The 24,209-nt window shown below is 41.3% G+C and carries 26 protein-coding genes and 1 other annotated feature; of the genes, 7 read left to right on the top strand and 19 right to left on the bottom strand.

Annotation, left to right across the window (positions count from 1 at the left end; all coding sequences use genetic code 11):
* Nucleotides 1-28 precede the first annotated feature (28 nt).
* Both slyD and AAEY93_RS07780 read left to right on the top strand, forming a co-directional pair.
* A complete protein-coding gene (gene slyD, locus AAEY93_RS07775; protein WP_124012226.1) occupies nucleotides 29-589 on the top strand; it encodes a peptidylprolyl isomerase in 561 nt (186 codons plus the stop codon).
* 249 nt (nucleotides 590-838) lie between these two features.
* The gene (locus tag AAEY93_RS07780; RefSeq protein WP_101034554.1) at nucleotides 839-1,216 is read left to right on the top strand and encodes a hypothetical protein; all 378 of its coding nucleotides are present in this window, start codon (nucleotides 839-841) and stop codon (nucleotides 1,214-1,216) included.
* Between the two features lie 301 nt (nucleotides 1,217-1,517).
* Here AAEY93_RS07780 and trpR read toward each other — a convergent pair whose 3' ends face one another.
* A complete protein-coding gene (trpR, locus tag AAEY93_RS07785; protein WP_101034553.1) occupies nucleotides 1,518-1,796 on the bottom strand; it encodes a trp operon repressor in 279 nt (92 codons plus the stop codon).
* Between the two features lie 300 nt (nucleotides 1,797-2,096).
* Here trpR and AAEY93_RS07790 point away from each other — a divergent pair, with 300 nt between their 5' ends.
* Nucleotides 2,097-2,546 carry a c-type cytochrome gene (locus AAEY93_RS07790; protein ID WP_124012227.1) on the top strand — a complete coding sequence of 150 codons (450 nt, stop codon included), beginning with the start codon at nucleotides 2,097-2,099 and terminating at the stop codon, nucleotides 2,544-2,546.
* A gap of 135 nt (nucleotides 2,547-2,681) precedes the next feature.
* On the opposite strand, the gene AAEY93_RS07795 is transcribed toward AAEY93_RS07790, so the two are convergent.
* The gene (locus AAEY93_RS07795) at nucleotides 2,682-3,347 is read right to left on the bottom strand and encodes a cytochrome b/b6 domain-containing protein (protein WP_124012228.1); all 666 of its coding nucleotides are present in this window, start codon (nucleotides 3,345-3,347) and stop codon (nucleotides 2,682-2,684) included.
* A 517-nt stretch (nucleotides 3,348-3,864) separates the two neighbouring features.
* On the opposite strand from AAEY93_RS07795, the gene hpf reads away from it, so the two are divergent.
* Both hpf and AAEY93_RS07805 read left to right on the top strand, forming a co-directional pair.
* Nucleotides 3,865-4,218, top strand: a complete 354-nt coding sequence (gene hpf / locus AAEY93_RS07800; protein ID WP_101034550.1) for a ribosome hibernation-promoting factor, HPF/YfiA family — start codon at nucleotides 3,865-3,867, stop codon at nucleotides 4,216-4,218.
* A gap of 124 nt (nucleotides 4,219-4,342) precedes the next feature.
* Nucleotides 4,343-4,464 (top strand) — a sequence feature (Phe leader region).
* Nucleotides 4,465-4,522: 58 nt separating this feature from the next.
* Entirely contained in the window at nucleotides 4,523-6,469 is a 1,947-nt protein-coding gene (locus AAEY93_RS07805) for a chorismate mutase (RefSeq protein ID WP_351075941.1), read from the top strand.
* A 177-nt stretch (nucleotides 6,470-6,646) separates the two neighbouring features.
* Here AAEY93_RS07805 and AAEY93_RS07810 read toward each other — a convergent pair whose 3' ends face one another.
* The 8 genes from AAEY93_RS07810 to ffh form a co-directional block, all read right to left on the bottom strand.
* Nucleotides 6,647-6,991, bottom strand: a complete 345-nt coding sequence (locus tag AAEY93_RS07810) for a hypothetical protein (protein WP_101034548.1) — start codon at nucleotides 6,989-6,991, stop codon at nucleotides 6,647-6,649.
* A gap of 295 nt (nucleotides 6,992-7,286) precedes the next feature.
* Nucleotides 7,287-8,426, bottom strand: coding sequence for a bifunctional chorismate mutase/prephenate dehydrogenase (gene tyrA / locus AAEY93_RS07815; RefSeq protein ID WP_101034547.1), 1,140 nt, complete (start codon nucleotides 8,424-8,426; stop codon nucleotides 7,287-7,289).
* Between the two features lie 11 nt (nucleotides 8,427-8,437).
* Nucleotides 8,438-9,529: a 3-deoxy-7-phosphoheptulonate synthase gene (locus AAEY93_RS07820; RefSeq protein ID WP_351075945.1), complete on the bottom strand. Its 1,092-nt coding sequence runs from the start codon at nucleotides 9,527-9,529 to the stop codon at nucleotides 8,438-8,440.
* Between the two features lie 366 nt (nucleotides 9,530-9,895).
* On the bottom strand, nucleotides 9,896-10,252 hold the full coding sequence (gene rplS, locus AAEY93_RS07825) for a 50S ribosomal protein L19 (RefSeq protein ID WP_101034545.1): 357 nt from the start codon (nucleotides 10,250-10,252) through the stop codon (nucleotides 9,896-9,898).
* Between the two features lie 33 nt (nucleotides 10,253-10,285).
* Nucleotides 10,286-11,032 (bottom strand): tRNA (guanosine(37)-N1)-methyltransferase TrmD, encoded by a 747-nt coding sequence (gene trmD / locus AAEY93_RS07830; protein WP_101034544.1) that lies wholly within the window; start codon nucleotides 11,030-11,032, stop codon nucleotides 10,286-10,288.
* Between the two features lie 15 nt (nucleotides 11,033-11,047).
* On the bottom strand, nucleotides 11,048-11,578 hold the full coding sequence (gene rimM / locus AAEY93_RS07835; RefSeq protein WP_101034543.1) for a ribosome maturation factor RimM: 531 nt from the start codon (nucleotides 11,576-11,578) through the stop codon (nucleotides 11,048-11,050).
* Nucleotides 11,579-11,599: 21 nt separating this feature from the next.
* Nucleotides 11,600-11,851 (bottom strand): 30S ribosomal protein S16, encoded by a 252-nt coding sequence (gene rpsP / locus AAEY93_RS07840; RefSeq protein WP_101034542.1) that lies wholly within the window; start codon nucleotides 11,849-11,851, stop codon nucleotides 11,600-11,602.
* A 229-nt stretch (nucleotides 11,852-12,080) separates the two neighbouring features.
* Nucleotides 12,081-13,454 carry a signal recognition particle protein gene (gene ffh / locus AAEY93_RS07845; protein ID WP_124012231.1) on the bottom strand — a complete coding sequence of 458 codons (1,374 nt, stop codon included), beginning with the start codon at nucleotides 13,452-13,454 and terminating at the stop codon, nucleotides 12,081-12,083.
* Nucleotides 13,455-13,735: 281 nt separating this feature from the next.
* Here ffh and AAEY93_RS07850 point away from each other — a divergent pair, with 281 nt between their 5' ends.
* Both AAEY93_RS07850 and AAEY93_RS07855 read left to right on the top strand, forming a co-directional pair.
* Nucleotides 13,736-14,524, top strand: a complete 789-nt coding sequence (locus tag AAEY93_RS07850) for a cytochrome C assembly family protein (protein WP_101034541.1) — start codon at nucleotides 13,736-13,738, stop codon at nucleotides 14,522-14,524.
* Nucleotides 14,525-14,677: 153 nt separating this feature from the next.
* Nucleotides 14,678-15,958, top strand: a complete 1,281-nt coding sequence (locus AAEY93_RS07855; protein WP_101034540.1) for an HlyC/CorC family transporter — start codon at nucleotides 14,678-14,680, stop codon at nucleotides 15,956-15,958.
* A 60-nt stretch (nucleotides 15,959-16,018) separates the two neighbouring features.
* On the opposite strand, the gene AAEY93_RS07860 is transcribed toward AAEY93_RS07855, so the two are convergent.
* From AAEY93_RS07860 to AAEY93_RS07900, 9 genes are all read right to left on the bottom strand, one after another.
* The gene (locus AAEY93_RS07860; RefSeq protein ID WP_351075992.1) at nucleotides 16,019-16,540 is read right to left on the bottom strand and encodes an Mpo1 family 2-hydroxy fatty acid dioxygenase; all 522 of its coding nucleotides are present in this window, start codon (nucleotides 16,538-16,540) and stop codon (nucleotides 16,019-16,021) included.
* Between the two features lie 284 nt (nucleotides 16,541-16,824).
* Entirely contained in the window at nucleotides 16,825-17,211 is a 387-nt protein-coding gene (gene acpS / locus AAEY93_RS07865) for a holo-ACP synthase (RefSeq protein ID WP_124012232.1), read from the bottom strand.
* Entirely contained in the window at nucleotides 17,211-17,948 is a 738-nt protein-coding gene (gene pdxJ, locus AAEY93_RS07870) for a pyridoxine 5'-phosphate synthase (protein WP_101034537.1), read from the bottom strand. Before pdxJ ends, acpS begins: the two co-directional genes overlap by 1 nt.
* Nucleotides 17,949-18,059: 111 nt before the next feature.
* A complete protein-coding gene (recO, locus tag AAEY93_RS07875) occupies nucleotides 18,060-18,773 on the bottom strand; it encodes a DNA repair protein RecO (protein ID WP_164839450.1) in 714 nt (237 codons plus the stop codon).
* A gap of 45 nt (nucleotides 18,774-18,818) precedes the next feature.
* Entirely contained in the window at nucleotides 18,819-19,823 is a 1,005-nt protein-coding gene (gene era / locus AAEY93_RS07880; RefSeq protein WP_351075957.1) for a GTPase Era, read from the bottom strand.
* Complete coding sequence (rnc, locus tag AAEY93_RS07885; RefSeq protein ID WP_124012235.1) at nucleotides 19,820-20,500, bottom strand: ribonuclease III; 681 nt, start codon at nucleotides 20,498-20,500, stop codon at nucleotides 19,820-19,822. The genes era and rnc overlap by 4 nt, the downstream gene beginning before the upstream one ends.
* A complete protein-coding gene (lepB, locus tag AAEY93_RS07890; RefSeq protein WP_124012664.1) occupies nucleotides 20,500-21,414 on the bottom strand; it encodes a signal peptidase I in 915 nt (304 codons plus the stop codon). The genes rnc and lepB overlap by 1 nt, the downstream gene beginning before the upstream one ends.
* Before the next feature lie 188 nt (nucleotides 21,415-21,602).
* Entirely contained in the window at nucleotides 21,603-23,393 is a 1,791-nt protein-coding gene (lepA, locus tag AAEY93_RS07895; protein WP_101034534.1) for a translation elongation factor 4, read from the bottom strand.
* A gap of 333 nt (nucleotides 23,394-23,726) precedes the next feature.
* The gene (locus AAEY93_RS07900; protein WP_164839552.1) at nucleotides 23,727-24,197 is read right to left on the bottom strand and encodes a SoxR reducing system RseC family protein; all 471 of its coding nucleotides are present in this window, start codon (nucleotides 24,195-24,197) and stop codon (nucleotides 23,727-23,729) included.
* Nucleotides 24,198-24,209 lie beyond the last annotated feature (12 nt).

Consider the following 24,209-nt stretch of genomic DNA (forward strand, 5'->3'; position numbering starts at 1 on the left):
TCATGATCACATTACAATTGGAGGCGATATGAAAATTACAAAACATGCGGCGGTCACTATTCATTACCGTTTATCTGATGAGCAAGGTTTATTAGTTGAAAGTTCATTTGAAAGTGAGCCAATGGTTTACTTACATGGAACTGAAAATTTAATTCCTGGACTTGAATCAGTTTTAGAAGGTAAAACTGCTGGTGAAAGCATTGAGGCGAAGATCCCTGCGGAACAAGCTTATGGCGAATATCATCCTAGCTTAAAGCAAGAAGTTCCTGTCAGTGCATTTGGTGATGTCGAAGATATCGTTCCAGGTATGCGTTTTATCGCTGAAACTGAAATGGGTCAACGCCCGGTTCAAGTGACTGAAGTAAAAGACGATGTCATTGTTGTTGATGGTAATCACCCTCTAGCGGGCCAATCACTTAACTTTAGTGTTGAAGTTCTCGCTGTAAGAGAAGCCACTGCAGATGAGCTATCTCATGGACATATCCATGCTGAAGGCGGATGTGGTAGCCATGGACACGATGATGCCCATGAATCATGCGGTGAAGAAAAACCTGGCTGTGATGGCAATGGCGGCTGTGGCTGTAGTTAACTCATCGTCGGATAAATAGACAACCAAGTTGTACGTCCCATATTTAATGTCTATTTGTCAGTAGAAAGATTGAAACGTTGTAAGGCACTGCCTAGTTACTAGGCAGTGCCTTTTTGTTTAGGTTATAGTCTGAGCATAAATCATATCAACTAGTAAGATTTATTATGCTGCCGTTAGGGACAACAGAGGCAGCATAATCCTTATTAATTGACCTCTATATAAGAATTAATACATAGCGACGGAGTGCTTATGTTAATTAAACCGCTATACGAATCGCTGCCTTTCACTTACATGATTATAGGCTGCGTAAGTATTTTCCTGCTTGAGCCCAATTATGTACTGATCGCTTCTGTGGTGGTGTACTTATATGGCGCGTATATCTATACTTTACGATCAAAAAATCGCCGCACGGATCCTAAACGTAAGCGAAAATCAGGATTTATGCCTGAAACACTCTATGGATTACTGCCATTTATTTATGTATTGATAGCCGCGAGTCTTTATAATTTCTACCCAAAAAATTCCAGCACACTTTTTGCCTTGTGTTTAACCACCTATGGCGGATACCTATTCTTAAGTCGTTTAAGTTATCGTCATCACCGATTACCGCGAGGCATTAGCCAATAACCGGTTACTGTGATGACGCTTTGAAAATAGCGTCGCTTGGTAAAACAAAGGTATTAGCACCTGATAAATTAATCACTCGCGACTTAAGCTCAACTATGGGTAACTAAAGTCGATTGGTGTTGGATTGGTAGTTCGCAGCATACGATAGGCTCAAAGGGGTATGCATATCTCTTGTTGAGCCGTAGCCCATTTTTTTAAACACTACAGTATTAACCATGTTTATTGAGCTGGACCTTAAAGATGCTCTAGCATTATCGTCACTAGCAAGGTATTGCGGTAGGATTATGACTTTGCATCTTAGCTAATCCAGAATCAATTTTTTGACTAAGTTTTTTTGATTTGTCGGCATATTTTTTAAATAATTTGAACACCGTGTAATCGTTGCAATACTCACTTGATGATCTGCAGCAATTTGTCTCTGGCTCAACTCCCCTGCTAATAACGTTTGAAACACCTGCAAACGCCCAGACACCGCACTCCGCTCTTCTTCAGTTAATAATAAATGAAACAAGACAGACAAATCATCTTCGTTTGCATGGGTTAATATTTTTTCTACCACTAAATTCCAATTGGCACGCATTATTTTTCTCTTTTTAGTAATGCCCAAACATTACAATTGTACCAAGGAATAACGCCGATGTGCAAAACTACTCCCGATCAACGTGTCATAAAAAATGAATAGAGCTGTTGTAAGCTGTTGATAAAACATATCACAAAGTGATAATAAAATTGTGTAGAATAGGATAAATACCCTCATAACTTAGTGTTAAAAATTTAGCTAACATTTAGTATTAGCACAGTTGCATAAGATTTAGCATAACTAAGTGGGTATTTAGTGCTAATGGAACCGGTACCATCCACAAAAAAGTGAAGGATAACGATGAAAAAAATATTACTAACCGTTGCAGTAACCGCAATGATGATCCCCGCAGTGTTTGCCAACAATTTCGAAGAAACTGCAGATGCCATTGAATATCGCCAAGCGGCTTTTGGCTTAATTGCTTATAACTTTGGTGATATGGGTGCGATGCTAAAAGGTAAAAAGCCTTTTGATGCAGCTGTATTTAGTGCTCGTGCTGATAATGTTGCAGCACTGTCTAAAATACCTCATGAAGGTTTTATTGCCGGTTCTGATAAAGGCGATACTGAAGCGCTAGCAAAAATTTGGCAAGATAAGGCCGATTTTGATAGCAAAATGACAGCATTTCAAGATAATGCCGCGGCTTTAGCCGTTGCAGCTAAAACAACTGATGAAAACAACATTAAACAAGCGTTTACTAACACAGGCAAAAGCTGTAAAGGGTGTCACGATGTCTACAAAAAAGACTAACGTGACAAGGCGCTAAGTTAGCCTGTCACTCATTTGATTGGTAAGTTTAGCTTGAGTAACCACAACTCAGTTCAATAGTAAAATGATTAACGCCCATGTATATGGGCGTTTTATTGGCTGGTAATAAAGCTGAACTTATAAGTAACTGACCACAGGTTCGAGTAATAGCCACCAAATACATGCAAAGATAACGAATACAATCACTAATGCCATCCAAGGTGAGCGTAATGTTGGTGACGTTACCTGCTTGTTGATTTGTTTATAACCACTGAACATGGCTTTAAGTATATTGTCGCCCTTAAAAACATGCACTATCACGGCAATGATATGCAGCGCAGCCAAAGCTAGAATAAGATTAAAATTGGTTTTATGTAGCCATGTTAACCACCCTGCAATATCAGACGACACAAGATACATCAATGGACCTTCGGTAAAGATTTCATCGGTGGCAAATAGCCCTGTGGTTAATTGCAGCACAAGAATGCTTAGCAACACGACCACCATATAACCACCTAATGGATTATGGCCCAGTGTCGAAGGTTTTGGTTGAGCTTTTACGTAGCTGATAACTTGCTTAGGCAAGACAACAAAATGTCTAAATTGAGAAGTCTCACTTCCAACAAGTCCCCAAATCAATCTAAATCCGATTAAGCCCATTAATACATAAGCCAATACTTGATGCCATTGCATCTCACCCACGTCAGCTGTCCACCATAAGCCACCGAGTAAAAGTACCATTGCCCAATGAAAAAAGCGTGTAGGAAAATCCCATACCTTTATTTTTTGTTGTTCTATACTCACTAATAACCTGCTTAATACTATTGTTTTGCTGGCAAATTATAAACTCATCAGTAATAAACAAAGCAAGTAGTTTACAAACTAATAGACATAATGATGATTTTGTTTCTTTATGTGGCTAACGACTGGACAAATAAAGGGGGGATTACCGAGAAAGAACACAGTGAAGAGAGAAATGAAAAAAATCAGAGACCTTTTTGTCATGGCGGTAAAATACCACTTAGAATGTGTATCTAGTGCAGTTGTGAACAGCAATAGGCCAGACTTATCCCTTGTACTGTCGTTACCAAAATAGTAACAATGACTTTGAAGACTAATTAAGTGTTAACTTATCCATTCAAATATGAGCTTATATACACAGCATTACAAGCATATTTTAGGTCTTTTTTGTCCAAAATGTCTAAGCGATCAAATATGCATCAACCGAACGTTACAGTCAGCAGAAGTGTGACATAGATCACAATTTACATGGTTAATCTTGGTAATCTGGAGTTAAGCAAACAACAAGAAGGTTCGAAATATGCTGAAAATCACTAGCAAACAACTTGAAGTCACTGCCCTTATCCGCGAACGTATCGAAGGACGATTAGAAAAATTAAGTCGACATGATATCCATTTAATTAACCCGCACGTTATTATCACCCAAGAAAAGCAGTTGTTTAAAATAGAGGCATCAGTTGGATTACCTAGTGGAGAGTTATTCGCCCAGGCAAAAAGAGAAAACCTATACGCAGCGATTACTGCAATGGGACAAAAGCTGGAAAAACAGCTAAATCGCCTGACCCATAAACCCCAGGCTCAACGTAATGTATCATTACCAAATGACACAGAAAGCGAATTTGAGTATGTCTATAAGGAGGAAAACGCCGCTTGATATTATTTATCTTTCACCAGCGCACCTTCGGGTGCGCTTTCTTTTGTCTATAATCAAATACTTAATACCTTGATGAATAAATTTACATTGACAGTCGTCTGTCAGAGCTTTATTTTTAATCCATGAACAAACAAATACTCAGTCTTTTTATTTTCTTTTTTATTCAGCCCACCTTCGGAGGCGGATTTTCTGTGTAAAAACGAAAATGAAAATTCTAAAGCCTCCCAACTGGGAGGCTTTTTTGTCTTATTAACACTGCCGTATCTTCCAATACGTCAGTTTGTAGCGTTACATTGAGGTCAATATGCAAAAACCACCAGAGTTAAGTCAAACTCGCGAACAGATCACTGTTCTTGATAAAGCGCTGTTAGAGCTGTTATCTAAACGCCGCCAATTGAGCTTAAATGTTGCACGCAGTAAAGAAATTGATGTTAGACCGATACGAGACACGCAACGAGAAAAAGAACTGCTTGAGCGACTAGTGCAACAAGGACGTGAACAAGGTCTCGATGCTCACTTTGTCATCTCCCTTTATCAAAGCATTATTGAAGACTCAGTTTTATTTCAACAAACTTATCTTCACGGCAGAGCAAATCCTGACACTCAAAAGCAGCAATATACCGTTGCTTACTTAGGTGCGCGAGGGTCTTATTCTTTCTTAGCTGCCAGCCGTTACTGCTCTCGCCGCCAAGTAGAAATGCTTGATTTTGGTTGCCAAAGTTTTGATGACATTGTTAATGCCGTCGAATCTGGTCATGCCGATTATGGTTTTTTGCCGATCGAAAATACCTCTTCAGGATCTATCAATGAAGTGTATGACGTACTGCAACATACAACGCTATCGATTGTGGGCGAAACCACAATAGAAGTGAGTCATTGCTTGCTCACTAAGCCAGATAGCAAACTAACTGATATCAAGACTATTTACGCTCATCCGCAGCCGATCAGCCAATGCAGTCGTTACTTAAGCCAGCATCCCCATATTAAACTCGAATATTGTTCTAGTAGTGCTGAAGCCATGACTAAAGTTATCGAGGCGGACAGCAATACTGTGGCGGCCATAGGCAGTGCTGAAGGCGGAGCCTTATACCAGCTGATTGCAATTGAACAAGGTTTGGCAAACCAAAAAATTAACCAAAGTCGTTTTATCGTCGTCGCCAGAAAAGCCTCAGCGGTTCCCTCTCAGCTACCGGCAAAAACGACCTTGATTATGGCGACAGGACAAAAACCTGGAGCACTAGTGGAAGCGTTACTGGTACTGAAAGCACATAATTTAAATATGAGTAAATTAGAATCTCGCCCGATCCCTGGTACGCCATGGGAAGAAATGTTTTACCTCGATATCGATGGCAATTTAGCCACTACTGAGGTACAACAAGCGATTAAAGAGCTAGAACGCCTTACCCGTTTTATCAAAGTATTAGGCTGCTATCCATGTGAAACCGTTAAGCCGACACAATTATCGCAAGCTCAGTTGTTGATTGAACCTGGTAGTTCAAAACAAGAGCCGATCAAACCTTTGCCAAGCAGCCAAGCAAAACATTCACGCGACTATAAATCACAAGATACTCAGTTGTTCTGCCAACATTTACAAATAGGTGCTGGACAATTTAGCGCATTGCACCAAATCAACTTACCGATTGATAATACCGAGCTGGCAACCCAAGCTAAGAACATCAAGGAATCAGGTTTTCAAGCCATTGTATTAAATGATTTGAAACAACAACTCAATGAACCGCAGTTAAAACAACATGCAAAGGTCATTAAGCAAGCTGGTCTATTGTGCATAATGCAGATAGATCAAGAACAAGAATTTATTATTGCGAGTCAATTAGCAGACATGCTGATCTTAAGCGGTAAACAAATGTATAACCCAGACATGTTAACCTTAATAGGTTCAGTCAATTTACCGGTAATATTAGAACGAAACACCATGGCGAGTGTCAATGATTGGTTACAAGCAGCTGACACTGTCCTTAGCCACGGTAATCAACAACTAGGCTTGTGTGAGTCAGGCGTACGTAGTTTCACTCACCCTGAGCAGTTAAGCCTCGATTTAGCTGGACTGGTTGAAGTGAAATCTCGCAGTCATTTACCTGTTATCGTTAATACGAGTTTTAGCAGTAACCCTGCACTGATCGGTACTCATTCCATTGCCGTTAAGCAGCTAAAAGGCGATGGCATTATCATTTTGCATCAAGACCAATTGTCCCATGCTGAGCTGATCCATGACTTATACCAGACAGATTAAATCAACCTCAGTTCGGGATAATAAGCGCCGATCAAAACAAGGGACAAATTTGATATTGCCAACTTGAATAAACCCTTTTTATCGCTTTAGCCCATCTCTTACCCTAAGTTGAGGTTAGATCAACAAAATAAAATGCCGAGATATTATCTCGGCATTTTTTGTCCACATCATCTTTGCTTAAACAGCAATACCATCATTAAGGCTAATCCAGCCTTTAAAAATACGATAACTAAACCAGCTAACACCCAGTATATACATGGGTAAACTCAGCCATAATGGACTGATCCAATAACCCGCAATAAAAAATGGGCATAAACCAATAATACTCATGCGTTGCCAACGCAGATGGCTGCCCAGCACGGAATCTGGATTAACGTTTTTCTGGATCAAATTAAGCCAAAGACTCAATAATACGGGTACAAAAAATAATGGAAAAGCACTCATTAAACCATAAAGACAATGCCCTAAGGAATTGTCTTCAACCTGTTGAATAGGTAGCATATTCGATGGCATCATCGACATGGGGTATCCTCCAAAGGTAACTAAGATTACCTATCTAACACGACGTTATTCACGTTATCGTGTAGCTAAACATAAGCTTTGTTTCATTATTTCGCAATATTTACACCCATTAATAATACTTCATTTAAGCCTCACTTACCTCAATTTAGGATAAAAGATGGGTTAAATTAATAAAAATGAGTCTATTTAAAGTCGGCAATATGAAACATGCTATTTGTTCTACTAACAAGACACATTAACGCGTTAATAGCGGAGCAAAATGCTGTTTGATAAGCGTTTATGACCCGAGCAGAGGTTAACTACTTTTCATATCATTAACCGATTGCAACATGGTGCGACTTTCATGTTGGAACTGCGGCGCAAAATCACCAAACCATGCAGCGACACGTTGGAATTGCTCCACAAAAGCTTGCCTATTACCAGTTTGTAACATAATTAATGCATCACGATAATTGTCGAGATAATCACTTATCGCGTGTTGGCTACCAGGTTGCGCAAAAATAATATCGGCATAAAGCTCGGGATCTTGAGCAAATAAACGCCCAACCATGGCTAACTCTAAACGATAAATAGGGGAGCTAAACTGTAATAAATTATCAATGTCAGCTTCTTCTTTACACAGGTTTACGCCATATACAAATGTTGAAAAGTGACGCATAGCTTGCACAAGTTGCATGGCTTTATCATGACGTTCAGCTTCAGCTTCGACAATACGGGCACCCCAAATCTCAATCTGTTGTAGCAACCATTGATATGCCTCTTGATGACGGCCATGGCACACTACCACCACCTGTTTGGCCAGACTACCAACATCGGGGCCAAACATAGGATGCAAACCCACTACAGGGCCGCTATGGGCGGCTAACATTGCCGCTAAAGGGGCTTCTTTAATAGAAGTGAGATCAGCCAGAATACAATTTTCAGGCAATTGGGTTAACTTGTCGCGGATCACCTCGCAGGTCACATTAATAGGTACGGTAACAATGACCAGTCCAGCACCATCAAAAATAGCGGCGGAATCTTGCCAATCATTTTTATCAATACATTTCACTTCATAACCGGAGAGAACTAACATTTGGCTGAATAACTGCCCAAGTTTGCCCTGCCCACCCACCACAACTACATGGCCAAGATCTTGCTTAATCTGCTTAAACCCCACATCTTTTTCATTTAGGTAAGATTCACGCATAAGTCGACGCAGTATGTCTTCGATTAATTGAGGCGAGATATTCATGCTTTGCGCTTCATCTCGACGTTTCGCTAACATCGACGCTTCGCGCTGTGGCGCATAGATAGGCACACCCGCCGAGTGCTTTACCGCACCAACCTGTGCCACTAAATCGAGGCGTTTACGTAATAAATGCAGTAATTGTTGATCAACGCCATCAATTAAATCACGAAGATGTTCTAAGCCTGCTGTGGTTTTTTCATTCATGTGTTTATCCATTAACCGTTGACAACCTGCAGCGTCTCAAAACGCGTTGGTAATACTGCAGACAACTGGCTAGCGCCTTGTTTTAAAATGATTTCAGTAGTTTCCCAGTCAATGCATGCGTCAGTCACAGAAACACCATACTTAAGTTCAGCAAGGGGTTTGTCTGCACTTTGATTACCAGCATTTAGGTTACTTTCCAGCATAACACCTATAATCGATTTATTACCTGCTTCAATTTGGTTAAATACATCTTCACAAACGTTTTTTTGACGTTGATGATCTTTTGATGAATTGCCATGGCTACAATCAACAACTAAACGCGCACTGAGATTAGCTTTATGAATTTGAGATTCGCTCACAGCAACACTGTCAGCATCATAATTAGGGGTTAAGCCACCACGTAAAATAATGTGACCGTCAGGATTACCGGCGGTTTGCAGTAACGCAACTTGACCGTCTTGATTAATCCCCATAAAGCGATGGCTACTGGCGGCTGATTTAAGTGCATTTATCGCCACTTCTAACTTACCATCGGTACCATTTTTAAAACCAACAGGCATAGACAGACCTGAAGCCATTTCACGGTGAGTTTGCGATTCTGTGGTTCTGGCGCCAATCGCAGACCACGTAATCAACTCAGATAAATACTGTGGACTGATGGGATCAAGTGCTTCGGTCGCAATAGGTAACTCTAATTCTGCAAGCCAAATCATAAGCTCACGGGCCATTCTGAGTCCTTTTTCCACATCGAATGACTCATCCATATCAGGATCATTGATTAACCCTTTCCAACCAACGGTTGTGCGCGGTTTCTCAAAATACACTCGCATTAAGATGTAAAAGTCATCGCTGAGTTCATCATGTAACTTTTTAAGTTTTAATGCATACTCTTTTGCCGCTGCAATATCGTGAATAGAACAAGGGCCTGTCACCACAAGCACACGATTATCTCGTTTGTGGACAATATCCGACACTTGCTTACGCGCGTTAAGAATATATTGATAAGCATGAGTTGATAATGGAAGTTCTTGCTTTAACTCTGCAGGAGTCACTAGCACTTGCTCTGAACTAATGTGCACATTATTAATGGTATCTTGTTGCATACTTATCACTCTCTTTTGACGACTGACCAAAGGTCACTAATAGATTTATTTTTTAGGTATTGGATCGTTTAAGTTGTACCTCTGTAACGCTACACCATTACACCTTAGATGCAACTATGCCTGTAGCAATGAATGAGATCAAGGCTTATTTAGCCAAAGCGTAAATAATCACTTCATCACTGATATTTTAATCAAATTATTTAAGCACTAAGCCGTAGCCTAGTTTATTTTCCGCTCCTGGCGCTTTTCTCGCTTTTACCGCGTTTGTCGCTTTCTCGATTTTACATTTTTAAAAGCGCCACAAACAAAAACCCGCCTTTCGGCGGGTTGTTGTGCGAACACTGCATCTTTATTCTGTATCGGTAACTATTTTTTAGTTGCCAATTTTTCACGGATACGTGCAGACTTACCTGAACGCTCACGTAAATAGTACAGTTTCGCACGACGTACACGTCCGCGACGCTTAACTTCGATGCTAGCAATTAATGGGCTGTGCGTCTGGAAAGCACGCTCAACACCTGTGCCATTAGAGGTTTTACGTACTGTGAATGCAGAATGCAAACCACGGTTACGCTTAGCGATTACCACACCTTCAAAAGCTTGAAGACGATCTTTCTCACCTTCGCTTACACGTACTTGAACCACTACTGTATCACCAGCACCAAATTCAGGTACATCTGTTTTCATTTGCTCATCGTTGAGCATTTTAATGATGTTGTTCATAATTACTCCATCCTAGTATTAACTGAGCATTGACTATGCGGACTTGTCCGTTTCATTCACGAACTGCGCTAATAAAGTCGTTTGTTCGTCAGTCAGAGCTAGATTTTCAAATAATTCTGGTCGCCTCAAAAAAGTTCTTCCGATACTTTGTTGTAGACGCCAAAGTCTAATTTTTTCGTGGTCACCGCTTAATAGCACTGCAGGTACGTCAAGACCATCCAATAGTTCAGGGCGAGTATAATGAGGGCAATCCAGTAAACCATCAGAGAAAGAATCTTGCTCTGCTGACGCTTGCTTACCTAGTACACCGGGTACTAAACGAGCCACTGAATCGATTAACGTCATTGCCGGTAATTCACCACCCGAAAGTACGTAATCACCGATTGACCATTCTTCATCTACTTCTGTTTGAATAATGCGCTCATCAACACCTTCGTATCGACCACACACTAAAATCAAACGTTCTGATTTAGCTAACTCAGTGACGCCTTGCTGATCCAGCTTGCGTCCCTGAGGAGACAGATAAATCACTTTTGCCCTATCACCTGCAGCTGCTTTAGCTGCATGGATAGCATCACGCAAGGGCTGCACCATCATCAACATACCAGGTCCACCACCATAAGGTCGGTCATCCACAGTATTATGTCTATCATGGGTGAAATCTCGAGGATTCCACGTTTGCAACTCAAGCAGGCCGTTTTTCACGGCTCGACCCGTGACCCCAAAGTCTGTAACAGCACGAAACATCTCTGGAAACAGGGTGATTACCCCTAACCACATATGTTGTACCTCGACTTAGAAGTCAGGATCCCAATCCACTAAAATCTGTTTCCCTTGCAGATCCACCTGTTTGATGAACTGCTCAGGGACAAAGGGGATCATACGTTCCGCTTTGCCGAAGGCATCTTTGGCATTAGCTTTAACCAGTAATACGTCGTTTGATCCTGTTTCCACGATCTGCTCAACAATACCCATGTTATAGCCGTTTATATTGGTCACTTCGCAGCCAATAAGATCACGATGATAGAATTCACTATCATCGAGTTCTTTCATTTGCTCAGGGTTGATCGCAATTTCACAATTTGTGAGCATTTGCGCATCTTCTCTGGTAGCGACACCTTCAAGTTCAGCCACAACAGCTTTACCTTGAAAACGCCACTGAGCGACCTTAACTTCACGCCAAACGCCTTGTTCTTTTATTAGCCAAGGCGAATAATCGAAAATACCTTCAACAGAATCGGTATAGGAAGTGATTTTTAGCCAACCTTTAATACCATGACTGGAGCCTAATTTACCCAGTACAACGAGTTCTTGGTTACTACTCATCTATCTATACCTTATACGCGATTAAGCAGTAGCTTTACGCGCGTCTTTAATCAGTTTTGCAACACGCTCAGATGTTGCAGCGCCAGTAGCAACCCAGTGCTCAACACGATCAAGATCTAAACGTAACGTTTCTTCTTGGCCACGAGCCAATGGATTGAAGAAACCTACACGTTCGATGAAACGACCGTCACGAGCATTGCGGCTATCAGCAACAACGATATTATAAAATGGACGCTTTTTTGCGCCGCCACGAGCCAAACGAATGGTGACCATGCGTTTTATTCCTCTAATGATTTGCCAGAAGCAAAAATAAAAACTGGAACTCCGTGTTCGCGAAGAGTTCCAGAAAGAAAGCGGGAAGATTTTACCTGACTTTTGAACTAATGCAACCAAATCTGATGTTTTTTAACTCACCAGTTTTGTTGCAATAAAGTCAACAGCATAACCTAACCTACTGATTGAATTTAAGATTAACTAATTTTGTACTTGAAAGATGCTGATATTATCGACCAGGTAACTTCATTCCTGGAGGTAACATTCCGCTCATTCCGCGCATCATCTTCTTCATTCCACCTTTTGCAGACATTTTTTTCATCATTTTCTGCATTTGGGTAAATTGCTTCAACAAGCGGTTTACATCTTGAATTTGAGTCCCAGAACCTAAGGCGATTCTACGTTTACGAGATCCTTTAATCAAATCTGGATTTTTACGTTCTTTAAATGTCATCGAATTAATGATGGCTTCCATTTGTCCAGTCATCTTACCGTCTTGAACTTGAGCCAATGCCTCTGGTGGTAATTGCCCCACACCAGGAAGTTTCTCAATCATGTTCATCATTCCGCCCATGTTTTTCATTTGCTGTAATTGCTCACGAAAATCTTCTAAGTCGAAACTGCCACCTGATTTCACTTTTGAAGCCAACTTCATCGCTTTGTCTTTATCGACGCCACGTTCAACTTCTTCAATTAAAGACAGTACATCACCCATACCTAAAATGCGTGAAGCAATTCGGTCAGGATGGAAAGGTTCTAATTCATCGGTTTTTTCACCGACACCCAGAAATTTAATCGGTTTACCCGTGATACTGCGAATAGATAACGCAGCACCACCACGAGCGTCGCCATCAACTTTGGTCAAGATGACACCCGTTAAAGGCAACGTTTCATTGAATACTTTAGCCGTATTGGCCGCGTCTTGCCCCGTCATTGCATCAACGACGAATAGCGTCTCAACAGGATTGACAGTGGCATGCAGCTGCTTGATCTCATCCATCATGGCTTCATCAACATGCAGACGACCCGCTGTATCGACAATCACCACATCAATGAATTTTAATTTTGCATAGCTTATTGCTGCTTTAGCAATATCAACGGGTTTTTGGCTAACATCAGACGGAAAGAACTCAACCTCAACCTCTGCGGCTAATGTTTCAAGCTGTTTAATCGCCGCTGGACGATAAACGTCAGCACTCACCACAAGTACAGATTTCTTATGACGTGTGCGTAAAAACTTACCTAATTTGGCAACCGACGTTGTTTTACCCGCGCCTTGAAGACCCGCCATCATGATCACAGCCGGTGGTATTGCCGCTAAGTCGAGGGCTTCATTCGACTCGCCCATGGCTTTTTCAAGTTCGTTTTGAACAATTTTGATAAAAGCTTGCCCTGGGCTTAAGCTTTTTGACACCTCTTGTCCTACAGCGCGTTCTTTTACGCTGTTAACAAAATCCCTGACAACAGGCAAAGCGACATCCGCCTCAAGCAGCGCCATACGCACTTCACGCAGGGTTTCTTTAATGTTGTCTTCTGTTAAGCGACCACGGCCACTAATGTTTTTTAGTGTGCTTGACAGTCTGTCAGATAAATTTTCAAACATTGGCGGCTCTTTAAGCATATCAATAATTGAGCCCATTATACCCAAGCCACTCTAAATTACGATACTTGCAACACGAAGAACTTAAACACTAATCAACTTTACGTAAATTAATTGCCCCTAAAGGCAGGAAACTGTTAAATTTTGCGTCTTAGGTCACTGCCATATTAGGCCATGATCATGTTAATCTAATACAAATAATGAAAATGTGATGCTTTGGTAGTATTGTTCAACCATCAGGGCGCAGTTTTTCAGCATTAACTACTATGATAGGTTGATTCTAAATGGTTATTTTTTCAGCGGCAGCTATGCTTTTTTACTGCTTAGCGTTAGTTTTAGTGACGAGCCGACTTTTTCACGTAAAAGGGCCGAATCGTAAAGCTGTCATGGTGGCTTCTGGTATTGCCGTTATCATGCATGGTTTTGCACTTTCAAATGCAATTTTTACCGTCGATGGACAAAATTTTAGTTTAACCAATGTGATTTCATTGGTTAACTGGATTATTGCATTAACGTTTACCATTACGATGCCGAAACTTAAAGTCATCATTGTTGTACCCGTTGTTTACGCCTGCTCAATTTTATCGGTAGCGCTTTTATGGTTACTACCACCGCAATATATTATTCATTTTGATTTGCACCCTGAAATTCTGGCTCATATTATTTTATCACTCATGGCTTACAGTGCTTTGATGATAGCGGCAATGTACGCCATTCAACTGTGGTTAATCCAAAATAAACTTAAGAAAAAGCAGATGATGATGAGCCCTGCAATGCCGCCATTAATGACGGTAGAAAAACAGCTTTACCATCTCATCATTATTGGATTTATTTTATTGAGCTTGTCACTCGTGACTGGGTTTATATTTTTAGACGATATGTTTGGCGACGGTAAAGGGCATAAGGCCATATTATCCATGATCGCTTGGATCGTTTACGCGATTATGTTGTGGCAACAATATACTGTTGGCTGTAGAATCCGTACCGCAGTGATATATAGTCTCTCTGGCGCTAGCTTACTTTCACTGGCTTATTTTGGTGCGAGAATTGTTAAAGAGTTGATATTAAACTAATTTTAACCGTTTATAAGTTCATTAACTTATTCTATTGTATTGATAGATTAACAAGATAACTTGACACTAACGGCCAATAATAAATAATGGCCGTTAAATTAATGACAATTCGGCCTGTTGGTCAATTTCACACCACTTCATGGGGCCCCTTTTTTGGACGCTATATCTACCAGCGCACTCCTTATATTCCTTTTGGTTTTAATCGTAATGTCTGCATACTTTTCCGGCTCGGAAACTGCAATGATGAGCCTCAACCGTTACCGCTTACGACACCTTGCGGCTAATGGACACAAAGGCGCGATTCGTGCGTTAAAAATGCTTGATCGCCCTGACCGACTCATCGGGCTCATTCTCATCGGTAATAACCTGGTTAATATTCTGGCATCGGCAATAGCAACGATTATTGGAATGCGTTTATTTGGCGATATGGGCGTTGCGATTGCAACCGGTGTATTGACCCTTGTGATACTGGTGTTTGCTGAAGTGACACCCAAAACATTTGCCGCTTTGCACCCTGAACGTATTGCATTCCCCTCGAGCATTCTATTAGGTTGGTTATTAATCTTGCTGTCACCATTAGTGAAGGCAATCAACCTAATTACTACGATATTTTTACGTTTGATGGGTATAAAAACCGTCAAAACAAATGATGCATTAAGCCAAGAAGAACTGCGCACCGTTGTGCATGAGGCCGGCGCGCTCATCCCACAGCGTCACCAAGAAATGTTACTGTCGATTTTAGATTTAGAAAAAGTCACTGTCGAAGACATTATGATTTCACGCTCAGATATTTATGCCATTAACGTCAATGACGATTTTAAGTTGATTAATAAGCAAGTGGTGCAAAGTCCGCACACCAGAGTACTGGTGTATCGAGACAATATTGATGATGCTGTAGGATTTATTCATTTACGTGATGCATTGCGCTTGCAATCAAAAGAACAATTCAGCAAGTCATCATTATTACGTGCGGTCAAAGAATTGTACTTTATTCCTGAAGGCACACCACTAAACGTACAATTGACTAATTTCCAACAAAATAAAGAACGCATTGGGCTTGTTGTCGATGAATACGGTGATATTCAGGGTTTAGTAACCTTGGAAGATATTCTGGAAGAGATTGTCGGTGACTTTACAACCTCGATGCTTAGCACTGCCAGTGAAGACATTAATATCCAGCAAGATGGTAGTTTCATCATTGATGCCACGATTAACATTCGTGATCTTAATAAAGAAATGAAATGGAACTTGCCGATTGATGGTCCCAAAACCTTAAACGGTCTGATTATTGAATTCCTCGAAGAGATCCCAGTAGCAAATACTAGTTTACGCATAGTTGATTATCAAATAGATGTCATCGATGTTGCGGATAATATGATTAAAACAGTCAGAGTGTTACCGAGTAATTTACAGCTCATTGATGATAACGAATAGGTTATCACTTATAAAAAAGGCGCAGCATGCGCCTTTTTTATTGCGGTTAATGCCTCATCGCTAAGGATGACGTTTAGCCTCCAACGCACGGCGTTTTTCATGTGCTATTGGGGTTATTTCGGCGGCTAACTCTTTTTCCAAACCTAGCATAAAATACAATTCTGCCATCAAGAAAAATGGTCCTATCAGTAGTTGATTGAGATCATCCATAAAAGCAGGCTTAGCTTTTTCAAACTTATGGCCAATGAACTGAATAATCCAACCGATCACAAAAATACCCATGGCAATCATAAATGGGTGTGAAGTATGAACAACCTGCTCGGTGGTATATAACACCGGCAAAATAAACAAGACTAGACCAAGTGCTAAGCGCATGTGAAGCGCCATGTAGTAGCACAACACCACCACAGCTAATATCATCGCTAGACTGACTTGATAATCTTGCCATGCAAAGCGAAGTGTCCCCAGCATTAGAAATGCCGACCAAACAATCATCGGCACACCAACAAAATGCGTCTTTATATTTTGTGGGTTTAAGTGCACACTTTTATAAGTTGAAAGTTGTTCTACTGCCGATTTCATCATTGCTCCATATCTTTATGATTATCACGAATATCCAAGCTCATATAAATGTCCCTATTCGATACTAATGTTAATTTAGCTTATTTACTGAGTAAATAACATCATAAAACATTTGTCGCTTAACCTTGATGCAGGCTTAGATTTATCCCTGAAGATTTGAGACTGAAGATTTAACACTGAAGATTTAGGGCTGAAGATTGACTAAGATTACTGCGGATGGCAGCTATGGGAATGGTTAATTTCTAGGCGGTTCATTGTTAACGATAGTTAGTCAGCCGATGGCGCTAATCAGCTGACTCTAAAATGACGGTTGCGATGGCATAATGTTTTTCATCAGCAATAGACAAGTGACCTTTTACACCACCTAACAAAGCTAACCTTTTGGCAGCCCCCTCAGTGAAGGTCACCAAAGGTGCACCATATTCATCATTGCTGGTGTGAATATGCTGGAATGATACGCCACGTCCAATCCCAGTACCTAAGGCTTTGGCAGCAGCTTCTTTAGCAGCAAAACGCTTAGCAAGGTAACGCTCCGGTAATGTAGAAGCGCAATACACAGCTAACTCAGCTTGCGTTAACACCCTTTTGGCCAGTTTGTCACCCAAGCGAGTTTGTTGCTCGCGAATGCGCTCTATCTCAACAATATCAGTCCCAATTCCCACAATGGCCATTACTCGCCTCTACGCCCAGCTTGCATCAATGCTTTCATGTCTCTAACGGCAGTGTCTAAGCCATCAATTGCCGCCCTTGCTATGACAGCATGACCAATATTAAGCTCATAAAGCTCTGGTATTGCCGCAATCGCTTTAACATTATGGTAATGCAAACCATGACCGGCATTGACGACCAATCCTTGGCTATGGGCATACTTTGCCATTTCGATGATACGAGCTAATTCAACAGCCTGTTGTGCATCGGTTTTGGCATCTGCATAACAACCCGTATGAATTTCGATATAGGGTGCACCAGAAGCAACGGCGGCATCAATCTGGCTTTTATCAGCATCGATAAACAATGACACTTTAATGCCTGCTGCGGCTAAACGGATGACGGCTAAACTAACCTTCTCTAACTGACCAGCAACATCAAGACCACCTTCAGTCGTCAGCTCTGCACGCTTCTCTGGCACTAAACAAGCGTAAGCAGGTTTTATATCACAGGCAATGGCGATCATTTCTTCCGTGACAGCAAACTCAAAGTTCATTCGCGTTTTCAATGTTTTTGCTAACAAATACACATCACGATCTTGAATATGACGTCGGTCCTCACGTAGATGTATAGTAATGCCATCTGCACCAGCATGCTCTGCCACTGCCGCGGCGTGCACCGGATCGGGGTAGTGAGTACCGCGAGCCTGACGCAGTGTCGCGATATGATCGATGTTAATGCCTAACAGTATTCCGCTCACATCGAGCTCCTTAAGGTAATAAATAACACAATAACGACATATGCTCACCAAGGTTTAGACACGAATGAGATCGTGCTCGGTTTGCGTATTCAGTTTACGAAATTCTCTATACTAATCGGCTTTCTTAGCGAACAATTGCCTACTTAATAGTGGCTTATTACCCAGCAATGGCGTCAGTAAATACCGCATTAACCCTTTGGCTTGATTAAACTGTTCAGGTTGTAAATCTTGCGATGCCAATGCTAGCAACATTGAGCCAGATAAACAGCCTTTGCCATGAGAAAAAGATGACGCTTGGGTTGTTACCACAGGGATAAAACCACTTTGTGCAATAAACCGATAGTGACAACGGCAATCTAATGAGTCACCTTGAGTGTCATGGGCAAGAGATGGCAATGCACCTAGCTCTAATAACAGTGCCATTTCAAAATAACGCAGGTGACTTGAGCAAAACTGTTTGGCTAACGCCAGTAACGCACGGTGATAGTCTAAAAATAACCCTTCAGCTTGGTGTTCCACCGATAATAGACGAACCAATAACTCGTTTAGATAAAAACCAGAATACAGACTATTACCACTTAAAGGTATAGCTGGTGCTGCTGATTCAATTTGGGTAATGGTTTTTAAACCTAGGTTTCTGGCTTCCGATTGAGCACTAAATTGGATTATTAGCGGTTGAAAAGGTTGTAAAATACTTTTAATCGACCGTTTACCTGAACCGACTCGAGTGATGGCATCGACACGTCCAACGCCCTCGACCAGCAAATTAACAATCACGCTCGATTCTCGAAATTGACGATGATGAAGCACATAGCCACGTTTCATGGTGGCCATGCCTAAAAGCAAATAATCAAAAATACTAAAGACGATTTAGTCTTCGCCATAACCTAGACTTCTCAATGCGCGTTCGTCATCAGCCCAGCCAGATTTCACTTTCACCCATACCTCAAGAAACACTTTATTATCAAATAATTTTTCCATGTCGAGTCGGGCTTGAGTGGCAATAGTCCGAATTCGCTCACCTTTATTACCAATGACCATACGTTTTTGGCCTTCACGTTCAACTAAAATCAACGCGTTGATTTGGTAAACACCATTTTCCATCATTTTAAACTGTTCAATTTCTACTGTCGCATCATATGGCAGTTCGTCGCCTAGAAAACGCATCAGTTTTTCACGGACAATTTCTGATGCCATAAATCGTTGCGAGCGATCAGTCACATAATCTTCAGGGAAGTAAAATGGCGCTGCAGGTAATGATTCTCGTGCCATATCTAAAATGCGCTGCACGTTGGTGCCTTTGGTGGCTGATATTGGCAAAATCTCATCAAAATCAAACTTTTTAGCCAATTCAGTTAAATAAGGGAATAATGATTCTTTATCTTTAATATTATCAACTTTATTAATGGCTAAGATGATTTTACGATCATCATTACGATGTTGGATTTTTTGTAACACCATCTCATCATCGGCAGTCCACGTCATGCCATCCACAACAAAAATAACCATAGCAACATCGGCTAATGAACTGGCAGCAGCACGATTCATTAAGCGGTTAATCGCGCGTTTTTCTTCAATGTGCAGGCCTGGGGTATCAATAAATACAATTTGACTTGGGCCATTAGTATGAATGCCCATAATACGATGACGAGTCGTTTGGGGTTTTTTCGACGTGATACTGACTTTTTGGCCAAGTAACTTGTTTAAAAGAGTCGATTTTCCCACATTAGGACGACCGACAATGGCTACCATGCCACAATAGGTCACATCGTATTTCGCCGTGGCGATTGGTGCTGCTTGGTTCATCCTTGCCAGCAGTTCATCTAAGCTAGGTTCTTGGCTATCACCTGCTGGCAAGTCTGTTTTCTTGATCATTTATTCAGTAGCTCCAATACCTGAGCTGCAGCAAGCTGCTCAGCTTTTCTTCTTGAACTTGCCACACCAGTGACAACTTTATCTAATTCACTAATTCGACATTCTACCGTAAAGGTTTGGTCATGAGCTTCACCGTCTACCGCTACAACTTGGTAATCAGGTAATGGCTTTTTAAAACCTTGTAGGTGTTCTTGCAAAATTGTCTTCGGATCTTTTTGATTAATACCCGGTTTTATCTCAGCTAAACGCTCTTTATACCATGATAGTAATAGCTTACGGCAAACTTCAATATCAGCATCGAGGTAGACCGCACCAATAATGGCTTCTACTGCATCAGCTAAAATAGATTCGCGTCTAAAGCCACCACTTTTGAGCTCACCTGGGCCTAAATACAAATAATCACCCAGTTTGAATTCTATGGCAATTAATGTCAGCGTGTCACCTTTAACCAAGGTGGCGCGCATGCGGCTTAAATCACCTTCAGTCGCCTTTGGAAACTGATGATACAAGGCATCTGAAATGGCTATCGACAAAATCGAATCGCCTAAAAACTCTAAACGCTCATTATGTTTATTTGCTGCGCTACGATGTGTTAGTGCTTGGATAAGTAATTCAATATTACTAAATTCATAACCTAAAGTACGGCACAAACGCGGCAAATTTTTAATGGGTTCCATCAATGTATTCCACCTACTCTATCAAAACGCACGCCGGTCGGTACCCACGTCGGTAACCAATCACTCGGCTTACTATCAAATTCAAAACTAATCCAAATGGCGACAGCTTTTCCGACAAGATTTTCTTCCGGTACAAAGCCCCAAAAACGACTATCGGTACTGTTATCGCGATTATCACCCATCGCAAAATACATGCCTTTAGGCACCAAAAACTCACCCACAGGAAGGCCAGCTTGAGGATAAAAGTGTTGTCTAAAATCAGGACGTGACGGGTTCATCAAAATATCATGCTTAACGTCGCCTAATTGCTCACTTAACCGAATAAGCGGCACATTATCCTGGCTAAACTCACCCCGATTAATTTCAGTATGAGCAATGACTCTTGGTGCTGGGCAATCGATGCCTGTGTCACACGGACCTTGGATCATTAACTGTTTATTACGGTAAATAATTTTGTCACCCGGCAATCCGACTACACGCTTTATATAGTCAATTTTTGGGTTTTCTGGGTATTTAAAGACAAAAACATCGCCGCGTTCTGGCTCACCAATTTCAACGAGTTTACTGCGCCATACTGGATCGCGTAACCCATAACTAAACTTCTCTACCAGAATAAAATCCCCCACCAACAATGTTGGCATCATAGAACCCGATGGGATTTGAAATGGCTCATAAATAAATGACCGTAAAATCATCACAAACGCGATCACCGGAAAAATAGAATGCGCAGTTTCAACTAGCACAGGTTCACGAATGATTTTATCGATGGCATCGGCACTCAACTCCGTCGAATTGGCATGTGCAACTAATAAATTTTCACGGCGTTTAGGCGCGAAAAAAACCACATCAATTAACCAAATAAGACCGCTGACTAAGGTTACGAGCACTAAAATAAGCGAAAAATAGGCTGCCATTACTAATTTATCTCCTGCTGGGTGTGTTGGATCCATATGGCTTGAGCCAAGGCTTAGAATAACTCAATCAAGTATGGTGATAAACGTACAAACATTCACCCAGTTGAGTGTTACATAATATATCGTGAAAATAACGATAACGCCGCAATACGCGGCGTTATTCTGCACATTAACTTAATTAATTATTATTAATTATTTAGCTTCAGAACCGCTAAAAATGCCTCTTGTGGCACCTCTACGTTACCGACTTGCTTCATGCGTTTTTTACCTTCTTTCTGCTTGTTAAGCAGTTTTTTCTTGCGCGAAACGTCGCCACCATAACACTTAGCGGTAACGTCTTTACGCAACGCTTTAATGCTTGAACGAGCGATAATCTGACTGCCAACAGCGGCCTGAATCGCAATATCAAACATTTGTCGAGGGATCAGCTCTTTCATCTTATCAACCAAAGCTAAACCACGATGACGAATATTACTGCGGTGAATAATCATCGCTAACGCATCAACACGATCGCTGTTGATTAAAATATCTAATCGCACCATGTCCGCAGGTTCAAAGTGAATAAAGTTATACTCTAATGATGCATAACCACGACTCGTTGACTTAAGACGGTCAAAGAAATCCATGACCACTTCAGCCATCGGTAAGTGATAAGTAACCGCCACTTGATTACCGTGATATACCATATTAGTTTGTGAACCACGCTTTTCAATACACAAGGTAATCACGTTACCTAAGTACTCTTTTGGCACTAATATATTGGCTTCAACAATCGGTTCACGAATTTCTTCGATGTTGTTCAGCGCAGGTAAATCCGATGGATTATCAACATAAACAGTTTCACCACTGTTCATAATAACTTCGTAAACTACGGTGGGAGCTGTGGTGATCAAATCGAGATCGTATTCGCGCTCTAAGCGCTCCTGCACAATCTCCATGTGGAGTAGACCAAGGAAACCGATACGGAAACCAAAACCTAACGCGGAGGATGTTTCAGGTTCAAAAAACAGTGATGCGTCATTTAAACTTAATTTATTCAACGCATCGCGGAAGCTCTCATATTCATCGGTAGAGATTGGGAATACACCGGCATAAACCTGAGGCTTAACGCGCTTAAACCCAGGTAGAGGTTTATCTGCACCATTTTTTGCATGGGTCAAGGTATCGCCCACTGGCGCACCATGAATTTCTTTAATACCAGAAATCACATAACCCACTTCACCGGCACGAAGCTCTGTTTTGTCTTTTTCTTTTGGTGTAAAAATCCCGATGCGATCGGCGTTATAGTTTTGTCCTGTGGACATCACTTTGAATTTGTCACCTTTCTTAAGTACGCCATTCTTAATACGGACTAAAGACACGACACCCTGATATGCATCAAACCATGAGTCGACAATCAGCGCTTGTAATGGTGCAGTCTCATCACCCTCTGGAGGTGGAATTTTGGCAATAATTTCTTCTAATACTAAATCAACACCCACCCCTGTCTTTGCCGAGCAACGCACTGCATCGATGGCAGCAATACCAACAATATCTTCAATTTCAGCGGCGACACGGTCAGGTTCAGCCTGAGGTAAGTCAATTTTGTTTAATACTGGAACAACGTCCAAATTCATCTCTAGTGCGGTATAGCAGTTTGCTAATGTCTGAGCTTCTACGCCTTGACCAGCATCAACCACTAACAATGCACCTTCACAAGCAGCCAGAGAGCGTGAAACTTCATAAGAAAAGTCTACGTGGCCAGGTGTATCAATGAAGTTAAGTAGATAAGTTTTACCATCTTTTGCATGGTAATCTAGGGTGACACTTTGGGCTTTAATCGTAATGCCACGCTCACGTTCTAGATCCATTGAATCTAAAACCTGTGCAGCCATTTCACGGTCAGTTAAGCCGCCACATACCTGAATAAGGCGATCGGATAAAGTTGATTTACCATGGTCGATATGGGCAATAATCGAGAAGTTTCTAATGTGTTTCATTATGCTGCAATGACTACTACTAAAATGATGAAAATTAAGGTGACAAAGTGTACCTGATTAGGGGGGTAATACCAATCAGATTAATTAATAGTATCTGTTTGGGTATATTTATTGGTCATAAAAAGCAGTTTTTAAGCATCTCTTGATGGGATTAATGGCTAGATCAGCATACTCTTAGTTCGATTGAGCAGAATTAGTTCGATTGAGCAGAATTAGTTCGATTGAGCAGAATGCTAGTGCGATTGAGCAGTATGCCTATCGTTAATGATCATTCAAACTGCACCGAAAATATATCGTCATAATATCTCATGAACAATCACTAATGACCCCTGACTAACGAGTCGCGCTAATAATCCCTACTTCTTGGCCTAAATAGGTGATGATCACAGGCGTAGCGAGTGCTTCAAGTTGGGTAGCAAAGTGTTTGCCGACAAACCATGCTACCAACGCCCCTGAAGCCCCAAAAGCCATTGCAAAACCATTGGTACTTAGCCCTAAACCCGCGGCCAGCATATGCCCAATAATGGCCGATAGAAACATGCCTAATAATGGCAACAAATAGACTAATGCAGCCGCCTTGATGATCACACTTTCAGGCAAGCCAATTTTAAGCAAATCACCGCTACGGCAAGGTTTATCACTGGGTAATGAAAAACGCTGAGTATGAACCGAAAAGGCCTTGGCGATGGTTGAAGTACCGCAATTTTCACTGCTGGCACAATGATTACAAGCACTTTTTAATTCTACTTCAACTGTGACCCAGCCTTGTTGATAATCAACCACGCGGGCAATTTCTTCCATCATTGAAGAAGTAGA

The sequence above is a fragment of the Shewanella sp. CAL98-MNA-CIBAN-0140 genome, assembly GCF_040309905.1.
In the GTDB taxonomy this organism is placed as follows: Bacteria; Pseudomonadota; Gammaproteobacteria; order Enterobacterales; family Shewanellaceae; genus Shewanella; species Shewanella psychromarinicola.

Bases quoted from the DNA above. Each gene is read 5' to 3' on its own strand.
- tyrA (WP_101034547.1), bottom strand. From the start codon at position 8,426: ATGAATGAAAAAACCACAGCAGGCTTAGAACATCTTCGTGATTTAATT.
- AAEY93_RS07805 (WP_351075941.1), top strand. From the start codon at position 4,523: ATGCAAAAACCACCAGAGTTAAGTCAAACTCGCGAACAGATCACTGTT.
- lepA (WP_101034534.1), bottom strand. From the start codon at position 23,393: ATGAAACACATTAGAAACTTCTCGATTATTGCCCATATCGACCATGGT.
- rpsP (WP_101034542.1), bottom strand. From the start codon at position 11,851: ATGGTCACCATTCGTTTGGCTCGTGGCGGCGCAAAAAAGCGTCCATTT.
- hpf (WP_101034550.1), top strand. From the start codon at position 3,865: ATGCTGAAAATCACTAGCAAACAACTTGAAGTCACTGCCCTTATCCGC.
- AAEY93_RS07850 (WP_101034541.1), top strand. From the start codon at position 13,736: ATGGTTATTTTTTCAGCGGCAGCTATGCTTTTTTACTGCTTAGCGTTA.
- trpR (WP_101034553.1), bottom strand. From the start codon at position 1,796: ATGCGTGCCAATTGGAATTTAGTGGTAGAAAAAATATTAACCCATGCA.
- lepB (WP_124012664.1), bottom strand. From the start codon at position 21,414: ATGGCAGCCTATTTTTCGCTTATTTTAGTGCTCGTAACCTTAGTCAGC.
- ffh (WP_124012231.1), bottom strand. From the start codon at position 13,454: ATGTTTGAAAATTTATCTGACAGACTGTCAAGCACACTAAAAAACATT.
- slyD (WP_124012226.1), top strand. From the start codon at position 29: ATGAAAATTACAAAACATGCGGCGGTCACTATTCATTACCGTTTATCT.
- AAEY93_RS07810 (WP_101034548.1), bottom strand. From the start codon at position 6,991: ATGTCGATGATGCCATCGAATATGCTACCTATTCAACAGGTTGAAGAC.
- trmD (WP_101034544.1), bottom strand. From the start codon at position 11,032: ATGTGGTTAGGGGTAATCACCCTGTTTCCAGAGATGTTTCGTGCTGTT.
- acpS (WP_124012232.1), bottom strand. From the start codon at position 17,211: ATGGCCATTGTGGGAATTGGGACTGATATTGTTGAGATAGAGCGCATT.
- AAEY93_RS07790 (WP_124012227.1), top strand. From the start codon at position 2,097: ATGAAAAAAATATTACTAACCGTTGCAGTAACCGCAATGATGATCCCC.
- rnc (WP_124012235.1), bottom strand. From the start codon at position 20,500: ATGGAACCCATTAAAAATTTGCCGCGTTTGTGCCGTACTTTAGGTTAT.
- AAEY93_RS07780 (WP_101034554.1), top strand. From the start codon at position 839: ATGTTAATTAAACCGCTATACGAATCGCTGCCTTTCACTTACATGATT.
- recO (WP_164839450.1), bottom strand. From the start codon at position 18,773: ATGAAACGTGGCTATGTGCTTCATCATCGTCAATTTCGAGAATCGAGC.
- AAEY93_RS07820 (WP_351075945.1), bottom strand. From the start codon at position 9,529: ATGCAACAAGATACCATTAATAATGTGCACATTAGTTCAGAGCAAGTG.
- rimM (WP_101034543.1), bottom strand. From the start codon at position 11,578: ATGAGTAGTAACCAAGAACTCGTTGTACTGGGTAAATTAGGCTCCAGT.
- AAEY93_RS07860 (WP_351075992.1), bottom strand. From the start codon at position 16,540: ATGAAATCGGCAGTAGAACAACTTTCAACTTATAAAAGTGTGCACTTA.
- era (WP_351075957.1), bottom strand. From the start codon at position 19,823: ATGATCAAGAAAACAGACTTGCCAGCAGGTGATAGCCAAGAACCTAGC.
- AAEY93_RS07900 (WP_164839552.1), bottom strand. From the start codon at position 24,197: ATGATGGAAGAAATTGCCCGCGTGGTTGATTATCAACAAGGCTGGGTC.
- rplS (WP_101034545.1), bottom strand. From the start codon at position 10,252: ATGAACAACATCATTAAAATGCTCAACGATGAGCAAATGAAAACAGAT.